The following is a 14,483-nucleotide window of genomic DNA, read 5'->3' on the forward strand; positions in this document are numbered from 1 at the left end:
TTACAGTTTTACAGGTTTTCCAGTCCTGAAAATATGCTTATGTTCAGGATGATATAATTGAGATCGGTTCTGGCGGGCTCCGATGGCTACACCTACAATGATCAGAACAGTTCGGGTAAGTTTGTGTTCCCGAATGATTGCTGCAAGTTCATTCAAGGTACCTGTGTACACTTCTTCATCCTTCCATGTAACCCGGTATAAAATGGCAATAGGAGTATCTTCCGAATAATGTTCAAGCAACTGAGCCTGGACAGTTTTAGCAATAGTTGCACTCAGGAAGATACACATGGTAGCTTTATGACGTGCCATTTCGTTGAGTTTTTCGTGTTCTGGTAAAGGTGTATTACCTTCACCCCGAGTTAATATAATGGTTTGAACTACTTCCGGAATCGTAAATTCTGATTTCAGGTAAGCTGCCGCTGCCTGAAAAGCTGAGATACCAGGGACAATAAAGTAATCCATGCCTCTTTCCTCAAATATACTGATCTGTTCCTGAATAGCTCCATAGATAGATGGGTCTCCCGAATGCAACCTTACAATCATTTTACCTTGGGAATAATAGGCTACCATCAATTCAATCTGTTCCTCAAGGTTCATACTGGCTGAATTTCGTATGATTGTATCAGGCTTGGCATAGGTAAGTAATTCTTCTGGTACCAGGCTACCTGCGTATAAGATTAAATCTGCTTGCTCCAGTAATTGTTTGCCTTTAACACTAATTAGTTCAGGATCTCCAGGACCTGCTCCAATGATGGCAATCATCGCTTTTCGTTGGGCTGTCTTATCCAGAGTCAGCGCAAGTGTATATTTTTTTCCAGAAGCTACTGTGATCTTTTGTTTTTCCAGCAACAGATCCTGATTCCTGGCTGATAACATGGCAGATGCTTCCGACACGCTGTCTACTCCCAGCTTTTCACGAACCGTTTCTGACGGATTTTTAATTTGTTGGGTATTGAGTTGATCTGCAGTCCAGGTAAAAAATGGAATCTCTAGTTTTTGTGCTAGTTGAATAAATGCTTCTTCATCATATTTAATATCAATAGATCCAAGTGATTTAATGGACTCGATGGCTATCTGATGTTGAAATAGTTGATCCCTGAAAGATTCTTCCACTAGATGAGTTTCAATACCTCTTGAACATCCCATTCCTACATGTAGAACCTGAGGATGATAGAGTAGGGTTGGCAGAGATGAATTATATACTTTGTAGGTTACTGCTATGAAAAGTTCGTATTGACTAAAGTCAATCTGCAGGTAGTCATAATAAAAGTCAACAAAATCGGGTTTGTTTTTTTCCAAATAGGTTGTGCCTGGGTCTTTAATATCCAGTAAGACTGCAGTTGGTTTATTATTGACAAACAATGAGATTAATGTAGTAAGGCTACTTGTTGTTCTTGCTTTCCACCTAAATTGATTGGCTAAGGTATCCAACTGCCAGATGTTCTGGATATCACTAGAGGTCGTAATCACAGGCTGAGCTCCCGTAATAGCTGCTATTTTATGGGTGAGTTCATTCGCTCCTCCTATATGTCCGGAAAGAACAGATTGGGCAAACTTTCCATGATCATCTATATTGACGATGGCCGGGTCTTCTTTCTTATCCTGAATATACGGAGCAATGCTACGAACACAAATTCCCAAAGCTCCAATAAAAATAAATGCATCAAAAGAGTGAAAAGAGGTTTGCAGAAAATCTGCAATAGAAGTGATTGACTGTACTTCAGTTCTTTCGGAAGGACGTGTAGATACCAGAGCAGATTTCTGAAACTCTTTTTGTACTATAAGTCCCAGAGTTACTCCCCGGTCTGTGCTGGCAATAATAGCTATTCGGTTCATTAGGGTTTTTCAGCGGCTAAAATGGTAATCGGATTATGTTCATCTACCTGAATGGTCATCTCTGGCAGCAACACATACTTGAGTTTTTGAATGCTTTGTATAAAACTTGTTTTACTTGCTTGTTGAACTACATTCATTACAAGACGTCCTTTGGGTTGCAGGCAGGTATCGACTTTTAGAATAAGTTCTTCTAATCTATTGCCATGTCCTCCTATGAACACTGCATCTGGTTGTTGAAGTATACTCAGATCTATCTCAAGAAAATCGCCCATTACTTTAGCAATTCCGGGTGTTGAATGTGTGCGGGTATTTACCTCAAATAATTGGTCACATTCTGGGCGCTTTTCGAAAGCAGTTATTTGCAGGTGAGGAAAACGACATCGTGCTTCAATGGCTACTGATCCTGTACAAAATCCAATGTCCCACAAAGAGTGGCGTATAGACAGGTCAAGTTGAGATAAACTTACCATACGCACAGGCATTTTTGTAATCATATTTGGACGGTTGTCCAGGTAGGCAAATGATGAATCCGGGATACCAAAAGATTTTGGTTTCGGTTTTGTTTGTTTAAGTAAAATACAATTTAATGGATGAGCTGTAGTATGAATAGCGTCTTCCAGAGTCAGAGTTCTAATCTGCTCATTAGTACTTTCCAAAGCTTCACCAAGTATCATTGTATAGTTATCAAACCGATAATCCAACATTCGTTGTGCAATAGACGCCGGTGCCTTCTGTGCATCGGTGAGTACTCCAATCTGTGGGAATCCATAAAGCAAGGCCGTATCCAATTCATCCCAGGACCTACCATGTACAGATACAGAAGTAACCTGATGGTAAGGAGTATGTGTCTTGTGACATAAAAGCTGAATGCTGTTAAACCAGGGATATACTTTTAGGGTTGCCTTGGGATCAAATTTTTGTATAGTGCTGGCGAATCCATAAAACAGAGGATCACCAGATGCAAAAACGACAATGGTCTGATCAATAGATTGAAACTCTTTGAACAAACCTTCCATATCCCCTTTAATATCAATCCATTGATGAATAGGAGGGAGCTTATCTTTGACCAATGCATAGTGTCGTTTGCCTCCTGAGAAAATAGTATGAGATGACAAACAGGACAGTATATCTTCCTGTAATCTAAACTCAGTAGAGTTTCCTAGTCCTATTACAATATAATCTGCCACCTGCTCTCAATAGGTATTGTAAAAAACTACTTTATCTTTTTCTTTGCGTTTTTCCCACTGTAGGGTTTCCAGTTCAGGCTGTGTGAAAAATCTGTCTACATACCCCAGGCACAAATATGCTATCAATTGATTGGATGCTGGGGCAGATAGGATTTGTTTTACTTTTTCTGCGTCAAGAATACTTACCCAACCTAATCCAATATTAAGTGCTCGTGCCATTAACCACATATTCTGAATCGCACAGACTACACTATACAGCCCCGCTTCCTTCATGCTGGTCTGACCCAGCACCACTTCTGCGGATGGTTTGTAGAAAATGGCAATGTTCACAGGCGCTTCCAGAATACCCTCCAATTTTAACTTGATATACTGTTTCTGTTTTTCATCCGAAAAGCACTGGACTGCCTTTTCATTTTCTTCTTCAAAGCTTTCCCGAATCTGCTTTTTAACAGTCTCATCTTTGATGATGACAAACTCCCAGGGTTGTGAGAATCCAACCGAAGGGGCATGCAGGGCTGCCATTAGGAGTTTGTCCAGAGTATCATCTCCCAATGGTTTATCCAGAAACCGATTTCCTCTTACATCCCGGCGGTTAAGAATAATCTCTTCCAGCAATTGTACATCTTCCGGACTAAATAGTTTTCCTTCTGTCATATACCTGTATCCGTTTGGTAAAATGAATCAAGTGTAAATGCTGCATTGACTATGCTTGCTGCTACATTACTTCCTCCTTTTTGCCCTTTTATCAGAACATAAGGAACAGTAGGAATAGCTTTTAGCTTTAATTTGGACTCTACTACATTAACAAAACCTACAGGAGCGGCAATAATGCCCGCAGGCTTAATCTTTTGGTCAATCAACTGATCACAAAGCTCAAACAAGGCAGTGGGAGCATTGCCTACTACAAATAAGGCAGTGGGATGTTCCTCTGTAGCAATTCGCATAGCAGCCTGACTGCGAGTTAGTTCTTCTTGGATGGATAACTCTTCAACACGAGGGTCATTCAGATAACAAATAACCTGGGTTTTGTATTGTTGTGTAAAGGCTTTGGTAATACCAGCTTGTACCATCGTAACATCTGTGACAATGGTTCCACCTTGTTTTAGATAGAGGTTCCATTGAGTCATAGCCTCCAAAGAAGATTCATACAGGTTTTCATATTCAAAGTCTGCCGTTGAGTGGATACAACGAATAACAGCCCATTGATCGGCTGGATGAAGATCTGTACGTTTTAACTGTTGTTGTATCTGACGGAAGCTTTCGTCTTGTATCTGTTGTCCTGTGTGTGGTTTGCGGGATAGATACCCTCGTGGAGTAACCAGAAAGTTTTGAAACGTGTATGTTTGAGAATTGCCTATCATCACCAGTGAAAACATATCTACTAAACTGGTATCCATTTTTTCCAGAGTAGTCAATGTAATCTGTTCATCTGGTCGTGTAACCTGTCGGATAATCGCGACAGGTGTATCCGGGTTTCTGTGTTGAAGAAATATCTCACGAAATCGCTCCAACTGCCAGAATCTTTTTTTGCTGCGGGGATTATAGATTGAGGTAACAAAATCACCCATTGCTGCTCCTAAAATACGTTTTTCAATGGTACTCCAGGGAGTCATCAGATCAGATAATGAAATACAACAGAAGTCATGACCCAGTGGAGCTCCCAGTTTACCTGCTGATGCAATAAAAGCACTGATACCTGGAATAGTTTGAAGTTCAATATCCTTATTTACAGACAAACGGGCATACTCATAGACAAGAGAGGCCATCGCATAAATGCCTGCATCTCCGGAACTGATAACCGCTACATGTTTGCCATCCTCACATCTTTCAACTGCCAGTTGAGCTCGGGCTTCTTCCTCGCTTAATTCTTTACCAATACATTCGCAGCCTGGTTTGAGTAAATGTTCAATAAACTGAAAGTAGTAACTATAACCAATCACAATATCCGCTTCTGATAGTACTTGCTGGGCTATAGGTAAAATATAATCTTTGTCACCCGGACCAATGCCTACAACACTTAACTTCATATTTTTTTTTTGAGAATGAGCAATGAAAAATAAGGAATCTCGCGTTTCAGAATTTCGTCCAGCGATGTACTGATAAATTGGCGTGTTGTTCCCAGATGTTCGCAATAGCAAAGGGTTACGGTTTGTTGTTGAATAACCAAAGCTATTTCCTGCAAAATACTTCTGACTTTAATCAAGACTACCGTTTCAAAATCAGAAAGATATTGTTGTAGTTGTAAGGTATTGCTCATGCGAGGCAGAATGATGATTTTTTCAGTGAGGAGTGCCAGTGGAACCTGATGTTCTGCTGCCCCTAATAGAAATGAAGGGACACCTGCGACGATTTCCACCTCCAACTGATGCTGTTGAATGTGGGTTAACAAATAAGAGAAGGTGCTGTAAAAGGAAATATCTCCTTCACTGACAAAGGCAACGTGCAGGCCATTCTGATAGTCAGCTAGCATTTGCTGAAAGGTGTTGGAATAAGTTTGTTGGGCATCCTTCCGGTTATCCGACATCTTCAAAAACATTCCTGTCAGTTTGTTTTCATCCAGATCATACGCTTTCAGAATAGGAAGAGAATAACTGGTTGTCGTACCTTCTTCGGTTACAGAGCCTGGATAGTAAATTCTATCCACTGTTTGTAACAATCGCAGCCCTTTTACTGTAATCAAATCCGGATCTCCTGGACCCAGTGAAACACCATATATCTTTCCTTTTTTCAATGAGTTAGTGTCGGTTTTTACTTAAATGCCCAGAATCTTTTTTACACCAGAGAGAATCCCTTTTTTCTCTGCAATTTTCTCATCCTCTTCAAAAAGGATTCCTTTTACTGCTAAGTGATGCCCAACCTGTTCTTTTCCTACCTCATTTTCAAAGCCAATAATCTGTGTACGGTATTTACACAACTGGCAGTTCATATTAGGACTTCCTTTTTCTGCTTCTGTAATGCGTTCACTTAAGGCTTCGAGCAACAGATCATCTGTTTCAAAGGAACTGGTATAGAGAAATTCTTTCTCTGAGGTGCTATTGAAGGTATCTATCTGTTCGTAAATTCGTTTTAAAAGTACTCCGGTAAAAAGAAAGATTGGAAGTACTACCACACGTTGGAAAGGCAAACGTTCCAGCAAAGGCAGGGTGTCTTTGAGCAAAGGTGTTGTTACACCAATATAGGCTGTAGTTCCAAATCCAAATCCCATCCCTTCCCATAACATACGCATAAGCTTTACCACATCTGAATTCGCATCTGGATCAGAGGTACCTCTTCCGACCACCAGCAGACAGGTTTCTTTGCGATCTGTTTGTGGATGCTGAGCTTCCAGAATTTCAATATTTTTCTTTGCCAGTTGGAGAATGGATGGAGTGATGCCTATATGACTGGCTAGCTTGATCGTTAAGCCTTCATATTGTTGTTGCAGGCTATTCATCTCATAAGGAATATCGTTCTTGGCATGCCCTCCGGCAAATAAAATGGCAGGCACAGCCGTAATTTCACGGACTCCTTCCAGATACATCCGCTCCACTGCCGCTGCATATACCGGATGAGAAAATTCCAGAAAGCCATAATCCACTATACGATCCGGATAACGGTGTTTAAGTAGTAACACCAGTTCCTTGAAGCCTTCAATGCCTTCTTTATCACGACTGCCGTGTCCACAAAGTAATATTCCTCTTTTCACTACTGACAGGTTAATAGATTTAGTATTTGTTGATGCTTTTTTCAATGGCTGAAATGGCCAGAATATCCGGATAGATAAATGTGTAATCTAACCTTTGTTTGATTTTGTCAGAACGGACGATTTTATAGCCTGTTGCTGTTTCGTCTGAAAATTCAGGCAAAGATAATCCATATACAGTTGCCTCTGTCATATAAAATTCTTTTCGTGTAGGATGGGTATCTGCACAGGCGTTCAATACCTCTCCCCATACATTTTTGTCAATAATTTTTTCAACTAGTTGGATACAATCATCTCGATGAATGAGATTCAATGGAGTGTGAGCATCTGTAACCAGCTTCTTTTTGTGTAGATAATGATGCGGCATTCTGTCATAGCCGATCAGCCCTCCAAACCGTAGACAGGTAGTTGAAAACTGACTTTGTAAAAGATCTTCTGACAGATGTAATGCTTTGCCACTTCCTCGTTCTGCTAATTGTGCTTCTCCCTCTGTCACTTCCCGATTGGTATCCCGATATACAGAAGTGGAACTAATAAATAAAATATGTTTCACAGATGATGTTTTCAAAACAGATACTAATTGCTGTATCTGAGCTGGATAATAGTGTTCAATGTCTTCTCTGCGAGATGGTGGAAAGCAGACAATCAAAATATCACAGGACAAAAATCCAGCAAGATCATCACATAAAATACGTTGATCTGTGATTTCAAGATGATAAGGAATAATATTTCGATGTTTTAATTTTTCTATATCAGCAGTTGTTGCGGTCGATCCTTTGATATGATAGCCTTTTTGTAAGAGATGTTCTGCCAGGGGTAATCCCAGCCAGCCACAACCAAGTATACTGATAGTCAATGAATTCATCTGATGAAATTAGTGGGCTGTTCTACTATGTATTTTGTATCGGATGTAAAGGTCGATATACAACAATGCGATCAAACCTATAAATATAAGTCCCACTACATTGTTTTGGAAATCATCAAGTTCCAGTGCAGGATTAACCATACAGCTTAATTTGTAGGCGGGAATTGCAAAACACATGAATGTAATCAATAGATTGAGTTTAAAGCGATGGTTGCGAATCCGTTTCTGATCAAACTTCTGGAGTAATTTGCTAAGATAAAGAGAGTCGAAAGTACCTGTAAGCATCAAACCTCCTGAAAATACACAACCTCCAATAACTGCATAAACCCATTGGTCAGAAGCAGAAACTGCATAGCCAAAAGCCGCTATCTGAGTAGAGGTATCAAAGATGAATCCGAATATAATTCCAGTCAAAATGATAGAGAATGGATTCAGATGGGAGGTAAGTGATGTAGGGAGTAACCATTTACGTAGACTAACTGTCTTTACCTCTTTTTTTTGAGTGAGATTAATGACATTGGAAATACCAATTATGACCAACATAATCAATGGAACCCATTCAATTAATAAGTTGAGAGATTCGGGTACTTCAAAACTGTTCCGCAGTAAGCTAAGGAATAAAGCAATTCCAGTAACCATAAGTCCATGACCGAATGTAAACAGAGTTCCTACCCAGCGAGCCCAACGGCTTTTGGTTTCATGAAGGCGGTAAGTAAATCCATCAATAACAGTAATGTGATCAGGGTCAAGTCCATGTCTCAAGCCTAATACGAAAAGTAAAAGTAATCCGGAAACATGATTCCCTGTAATTTCCAACATAAAGAGTAACAAATTTAGAGTGAACAGTAAGTCTGACTCCAAACCTGTAGGGATATAGAAACTAAGAGGGGATTGGGCACACAACGCCCATACATCTCTCTCTTCTGCTTTTTTCCCGAAGCAGGATGGATTGCACAAACGGCAGGTCTTCTGACTTGTTCAGCTTTTAACGCCTTCCCATGAAGATTTCACAGTGGCCAGAGATGTTAAAAACGAGTAAAATGAACTTACAGCAGCGGGTACTGTTCCGGACTTACACCGGATTCCCTTTTAATCTTTAGAAAATTATTCTGAAGAACCAGTTTGTGGTTGTAAAGATAGCTATCTGTTTTAGATTTTTACAAAAACCAGTGTATTTGTATATCCAATCTATTCAAAATATAATATGTAAGGCTAATAATAAGTAGAAATAGAAGTGTGGTTGCATGATTAATATAATAGATTCGATAGAATTCGTTATGGGTAATATCTCTGACAGTATGACCAATAAAAGGTTTTTCAACAAGTGTACCATGATAAACATTCGGGCCGCCAAATCTCGTATCCAAAATACCTGCTAATGCAGCTTCCGGATAGCCGGAGTTGGGACTGGCATGTTTATGACCATATTGGAAAATAAACTGAAGTCCACGTGTATTAAATGTCACCAGCACCATCAATAATGCAGTGAGTCGTGAAGGTATAAAGTTTACTATATCGTCCAGACGAGCTGCAACTTTTCCAAAGTAAAAATACTTGTCGTTTTTATAGCCAATCATAGAATCCAGTGTATTAATCATCTTGTATGTCATCATACCTGGAATTCCGGCTAATGCATAATAAAATAAAGGTGCAATTACACCATCGCTCAGATTTTCAGATAGTGTTTCGCAGACTGCAGTACGTATTTGGTTTGGATTCAGTTGACTTGTGTCTCTCCCCACAATCCACGACAAACGTTTACGACCTGCTTCCAACCCCTTTGTATTGAGTTGATCAAAAACTTCTTTTCCCTCCTGTAAAAGGCTTTTATTGGCAAGACCATAAAAAAGAAATACTGAAGAGAAGATGTAATAGAGTACAGGGTGTATAGAATAAAGGAGTTTTATCACCCAATAAAAAAACAAAAATGTGCTTACACATAGGGTAGTTGTTAGGAGTGTCCCTTTTACTAATCGAAAGGAGTTTGTATTGAGAAGTTTTTCTCCATGAGAAATCAGATTGCCAAAGAATCGAATAGGATGCGGAAGCCATCGTGGATCGCCAAGACATAAGTCAAGCAAATAGCCAATCCACAAAGGAATTAGAACTACTAAATAGAAGGGTGACATGTAAAATTATTCTGTATAAGTCAATGAGTATAAAGATTCTTGATGCCTACCAGATCATAGAGCAAACTACAATCCTCTCCCCAATAAAAATGAATATAGGAAGCAAGTACATTATTTTTTCTATATACAGGTACATCTATATCTCTCTGACGTGCTGTTTTGACCTGAACATCTGTTGTACTTTCATTGGCTGTAGTCATTATTGAGTAATGGAATTCATGTCCTTTGTATATATTATCATTATGGTATATAGATCGATATCCTAACGAAAGTTTTGCATGCTGCATAGATGTAGTAATATCCAGAAACCCAGTCATCGGATATTCTTTGCCTTCTGCATTACTAATAGCTTTGCCCAGATACATCATACCTCCACATTCTGCCAATACATAACCGTTATTTTGACAATAAGCCAATAAAGCATTTCTTAAAGATATGTTTTCTGATAGCTCTTTTAAATGTAGTTCCGGATAACCTCCAGGCAGATAGATCAAATCTGCTTCAGGTAGAATGGTATCACGTAATGGGCTAAAAAAAGTGACTTGTCCTAATCGCTTTAGGACTTCAAGATTTTCCGGATAGGTGAAATTAAAAGCTTCATCTTGTGCAACTGCTATTTTTAGAGAAGCTGTATTGGGAGTATGGGCAGGTGAAGTCTGAGTAGTTGAAATTGAACTAGTGCAAAGATCTACTAATCGATCTATTTGTACAGTTTTTGCAATATGTAGAGCTGCTTTTTCTATTATTTCCGAATAATTGTGTTCAGTAGAAACTGAAAGTCCCAGATGACGGGATGGTATACTTATTTCCGGATTGGCAGGAATATAACCCAAACTTTCAAGTCCTACGTCTTCACAAGCCTCTTTTAAAAACTGATAGTGACTTTCTGTAGTAACAAAGTTGAAAATCACTCCTGCAATTGTAAGCCGGGAATCAAATGTCTTAAATCCATGCAGTAAAGGTGCAACTGAGTAAGCCATGGCTTTGGCATTGACAACCAGAATAACTGGAAGATCCAATAATATTGCCATTTCTGCGCTACTGCCCTGCATTTTGTATGCACCATCAAAAAGCCCCATAACTCCTTCCACTACAGCTATATCTGCATTTTGCGTATTCCGTCTATATAGAGAGTGAATATGTTCCTGACTCATCATAAATGCATCCAGGTTGATACTTTGCTGACTGGCTGCCACTGTGTGATGTTTGGTATCCAGATAATCAGGACCACATTTGAAGGGTTGTACCTTATATCCTCTAAGACTTAATGCTTTTAATAATCCAAGTGTTAGTGTAGTTTTGCCGCTATTACTGGATGGAGCGGCAATCAGAAATTGAGGTTTCATACCTCAAAGATAGAAGTTTTATTCCAGTACCTGCTTTTTCATTTGCTATAACAATTGAATGTCTGTTAACACAAAAGTATATGCCAAACCGGGAGAACTTATTCAGGGGATGCTTCCGGATGGTACCCGGTTTCTGGTGAGTAATAAATCGTCGCAGCTGTTTTATACTAGTACAACGATTAGTAGTGATGGTAAAAATGCTGTACCTGATTCTCTTAAACCCAAAACTTGTCAGGCAATACATGTATTTTATGATTACCTGTCAAAAGATACGTATATATCTAAAGAGCAGATAGTTCATATTCAACAGTCATCCAATATCCCACAAGGAAAAGGGTTGTCCTCCAGTTCAGCAGATATTCTCGGGGTTTTGAGTGCATTGAATTTATTTTATCAAACTAACTATACAGCAGAGATTCTTTATCAACTGGCCGTTCAGGTTGATCCAACAGACCCTTGTTTACACGAAGGAAATATAGTATTTGACTCTTCTCAGGGAGCAGTGATGAAGAGTTTAAACGAACTTCCTTACTGTATTCTCTACTTTGATACAGATTTTGATTCAACTGTTGATACTATTAGCTTTGGCCGATCTGTTCACTATTCTGAAGTACAAATGCAGAAATACGAGGAAATAATACAGAATCTGCAAAGAGCTTTCAAAAATCAAGATTATACTCTTTTCTATGAATGTACACAACTAAGTGCTCAAATCAATAATCAGATCTTGCCTAAAACTGGTTTTGATCTACTGAATGAATTTGCTCAGACACATAATTGCGGAATTTTTATAGCCCATAGTGGTACCTACATGGGATTGATTATGGATTTAGTAATCTTTCAGCAAATTCATAAAAAGGCTATTGCCTGGATTAAAAAACATTGGAATACAACTATTTATTCTGAATATCTATGACTGTTCTTAAACCCATTATGTTTGTGGGCACGGCTTCTGATGTTGGAAAAAGCATTATTAATACTGGGTTTTGCCGGATCTTTAAACAAGACGGCTTTAACCCTGCACCGTTTAAGGCACAAAACATGTCTTTAAACAGCTATGCAACACCTGATGGATTAGAGATTGGACGAGCACAGGCAGTACAGGCAGAAGCCTGTGGCATTGACTGCCATACAGATATGAACCCAGTGCTCTTAAAACCATCCAGTGAAAAGAGTTCTCAGATAGTTCTTAACGGGAAGCCAGCAGGAAATCAATCCGCTTATGATTATTTCATGGGAAATAATAAACAGGAATTATTTAAAGAGGTAGTTGCTGCCTATGATAGGTTATCTCAGAAATACAATCCAGTTGTGATGGAAGGAGCTGGAAGTATTTCAGAACTTAATCTGAAACACAGAGACATTACAAACATGCGTATGGCTTTGTATGCCAATGCAGATACATACCTGATTGCTGATATTGATAGAGGAGGAGTATTTGCCAGCATTTATGGAACGATTGCTTTACTGCCTCCAGAGGAGAAAGCGTTGATCAAAGGAGTAATCATTAATAAATTCAGAGGCGACAGCCGATTGTTTGAGGATGGTCGTAAAAAAATAGAAGAGCTATGTGGAATTCCGGTTGTAGGAGTCGTTCCTTATTTAAAAGGCATGGATATTGAGCAGGAAGATTCGGTAGCATTACAACAAAAGCAATTCCGTCAGAAAGAAGGGAAAGTAAATGTGGTAGTGGTGTTATTGAAAAGACTATCTAACTATACCGATTTCAGTGCCTTGGAAAGAGATGATCGTGTACACCTGTTTTATAGTCATGATCCATTAGAAATAGCAAAGGCTGATATTATAATCCTTCCAGGTAGTAAGAATACTATTGCAGATCTGATTGATATTAAAAACAGCGGGGTGGCACAAGTCATTGTTAGTGCATTTTATCAGAATAAAACTGTAGTAGGAATTTGTGGTGGGTACCAGATGATGGGATTAACAGTCAATGACCCACTACATGTAGAAGGAGAAATAGAAACGATGCCAGGCTTAAGTTTATTACCTGTACATACAACACTAACTGCTGAAAAGATTACTAGACAATGTCAGTTCAGATATAAAGCCCGCCATGAACTATGTGAGGGCTATGAAATCCATATGGGTATTTCTGAAACAGAGAAGAGCAAGCCTCTGACCAGTTCGCTATCTGGACAAACGGATGGGTACTGGCTTTCAGATATATGTTGGGGGTCATATATACATGGCATACTGGATAATAAAATCGTCATAGACGATATACTTAGTAGGTATCTTACCCAAGATCATATTGTATCTGAATTCATTGATACAAAAGCCTATAAAGAACAACAATATGATCGACTGGCTCAACACTTACGTACTCATATAGACATTGCTTACATTTACCAACAGCTTCAATCCTGATATATGTTAAATGGTCACGGAGATGATGGATATTTATATCAAACTCCTATTGTTGCCAACTTCAGTTCCAATGTGTTTTATGATGGTTTTCCCGATTCCTTAAAAAATCATCTGGTTACTGTATTAACAAGTGTAAAAAGCTATCCGGAGGTAGATGCAAAGCGGCTGACTAACCTATTAGCTTCAACACATGCTGTAGTAACAGATCAGTTGATCGTCACCAATGGTGCTACAGAGGCTTTTTATCTTATTGCTCATGCATTTAGAAGGAAGTCTGCTACTATAGTTATTCCAGCGTTTGCCGAATATGAAGATGCCTGTAACGCCAATGACATACAACTGGAGTTTTTGCATTGGGATAATCTTCATTCCGTTTCACGCTTAACAACAGATTTGTTCTTCATCTGTAACCCCAATAATCCAACAGGAGCTGTAATGGAACAAGATTTGTTGCAAGAGTGGATTATAGCAAATCCTCAGACTACCTTCATGGTCGATGAGGCGTACATAGATTTTACGCATTCCATTCAATCCTGTCTGCGTTTTACTCAGACATATCGAAATGTAATTGTGGTTCGGTCTATGACAAAAGTCTACAGTATTCCTGGTTTGCGTTTGGGATATCTGGTTTCAGACTCCACATTAGTTAAACAGATTCTTTCAGTTAAAATGCCATGGTCTGTGAATAGTTTAGCTAGTGAGGCTGGTATATTTATCCTCAATCGTAAGGAGGACTTTATTCTCCCTTTGAGTGATATTTTGTCTGAAACCAAACAGTTACAAGATGAATTAGCCATATTACCTGGTATAGAGATAACTTCATCTCATACAAATTTCTTCCTGTGCCGAACCGGAAGGGAAACATCTGCTGTATTAAAAAACTATCTGATACAACAACATGGGCTTTTGATACGGGATGCTTCTAACTTCAGAAGTCTTACATCACAACATTTTCGTATTGCCAGTCAGGGCGAAAACAAAAATAAACTTTTGATTAATGCTTTAAAACAATGGTTGGATTCTGGAAAATAGAGAAATGATGTAATTGCT

Annotated in this window: 13 protein-coding genes and 1 riboswitch; of the genes, 3 read left to right on the top strand and 10 right to left on the bottom strand. The window is 39.0% G+C overall.

Features of this window, described 5'->3' with window-relative positions:
* The 10 genes from cobM to QNI15_RS06260 form a co-directional block, all read right to left on the bottom strand.
* Window positions 1-1,836, bottom strand: a complete 1,836-nt coding sequence (gene cobM / locus QNI15_RS06215; RefSeq protein WP_314031046.1) for a precorrin-4 C(11)-methyltransferase — start codon at window positions 1,834-1,836, stop codon at window positions 1-3.
* Window positions 1,836-3,023, bottom strand: coding sequence for a precorrin-6y C5,15-methyltransferase (decarboxylating) subunit CbiE (gene cbiE / locus QNI15_RS06220; RefSeq protein WP_314031047.1), 1,188 nt, complete (start codon window positions 3,021-3,023; stop codon window positions 1,836-1,838). The genes cobM and cbiE overlap by 1 nt, the downstream gene beginning before the upstream one ends.
* A 6-nt stretch (window positions 3,024-3,029) precedes the next feature.
* The gene (gene bluB / locus QNI15_RS06225; RefSeq protein ID WP_314031048.1) at window positions 3,030-3,677 is read right to left on the bottom strand and encodes a 5,6-dimethylbenzimidazole synthase; all 648 of its coding nucleotides are present in this window, start codon (window positions 3,675-3,677) and stop codon (window positions 3,030-3,032) included.
* Complete coding sequence (gene cobJ / locus QNI15_RS06230; RefSeq protein WP_314031049.1) at window positions 3,674-5,050, bottom strand: precorrin-3B C(17)-methyltransferase; 1,377 nt, start codon at window positions 5,048-5,050, stop codon at window positions 3,674-3,676. Before cobJ ends, bluB begins: the two co-directional genes overlap by 4 nt.
* Entirely contained in the window at window positions 5,047-5,754 is a 708-nt protein-coding gene (gene cobI, locus QNI15_RS06235; protein WP_314031050.1) for a precorrin-2 C(20)-methyltransferase, read from the bottom strand. The genes cobJ and cobI overlap by 4 nt, the downstream gene beginning before the upstream one ends.
* Window positions 5,755-5,775: 21 nt before the next feature.
* The gene (locus QNI15_RS06240; protein ID WP_314031051.1) at window positions 5,776-6,753 is read right to left on the bottom strand and encodes a sirohydrochlorin chelatase; all 978 of its coding nucleotides are present in this window, start codon (window positions 6,751-6,753) and stop codon (window positions 5,776-5,778) included.
* On the bottom strand, window positions 6,728-7,570 hold the full coding sequence (locus tag QNI15_RS06245) for an NAD-dependent epimerase/dehydratase family protein (protein WP_314031052.1): 843 nt from the start codon (window positions 7,568-7,570) through the stop codon (window positions 6,728-6,730). Before QNI15_RS06245 ends, QNI15_RS06240 begins: the two co-directional genes overlap by 26 nt.
* 9 nt (window positions 7,571-7,579) lie before the next feature.
* Entirely contained in the window at window positions 7,580-8,389 is an 810-nt protein-coding gene (locus QNI15_RS06250; protein WP_314031053.1) for a HoxN/HupN/NixA family nickel/cobalt transporter, read from the bottom strand.
* Between the two features lie 123 nt (window positions 8,390-8,512).
* A riboswitch (cobalamin riboswitch) is annotated at window positions 8,513-8,708 on the bottom strand.
* 19 nt (window positions 8,709-8,727) lie between these two features.
* Window positions 8,728-9,699 (bottom strand): adenosylcobinamide-phosphate synthase CbiB, encoded by a 972-nt coding sequence (cbiB, locus tag QNI15_RS06255; protein WP_314031054.1) that lies wholly within the window; start codon window positions 9,697-9,699, stop codon window positions 8,728-8,730.
* A 20-nt stretch (window positions 9,700-9,719) separates the two neighbouring features.
* Complete coding sequence (locus tag QNI15_RS06260) at window positions 9,720-11,045, bottom strand: cobyrinate a,c-diamide synthase (protein WP_314031055.1); 1,326 nt, start codon at window positions 11,043-11,045, stop codon at window positions 9,720-9,722.
* Window positions 11,046-11,103: 58 nt separating this feature from the next.
* Between QNI15_RS06260 and QNI15_RS06265 the strand changes: the two genes are divergently transcribed.
* From QNI15_RS06265 to QNI15_RS06275, 3 genes are read left to right on the top strand one after another with little or no spacing between them, the layout of a single operon-like run.
* A complete protein-coding gene (locus QNI15_RS06265) occupies window positions 11,104-11,961 on the top strand; it encodes a GHMP family kinase ATP-binding protein (protein WP_314031056.1) in 858 nt (285 codons plus the stop codon).
* Window positions 11,958-13,433, top strand: coding sequence for a cobyric acid synthase (locus tag QNI15_RS06270; protein WP_314031057.1), 1,476 nt, complete (start codon window positions 11,958-11,960; stop codon window positions 13,431-13,433). Before QNI15_RS06265 ends, QNI15_RS06270 begins: the two co-directional genes overlap by 4 nt.
* A 3-nt stretch (window positions 13,434-13,436) precedes the next feature.
* Window positions 13,437-14,465 carry a pyridoxal phosphate-dependent aminotransferase gene (locus QNI15_RS06275; RefSeq protein ID WP_314031058.1) on the top strand — a complete coding sequence of 343 codons (1,029 nt, stop codon included), beginning with the start codon at window positions 13,437-13,439 and terminating at the stop codon, window positions 14,463-14,465.
* Window positions 14,466-14,483: the final 18 nt, after the last annotated feature.

It is taken from the genome of Xanthocytophaga flava (genome assembly GCF_030068545.1).
GTDB lineage: Bacteria > Bacteroidota > Bacteroidia > Cytophagales > 172606-1 > Xanthocytophaga > Xanthocytophaga flava.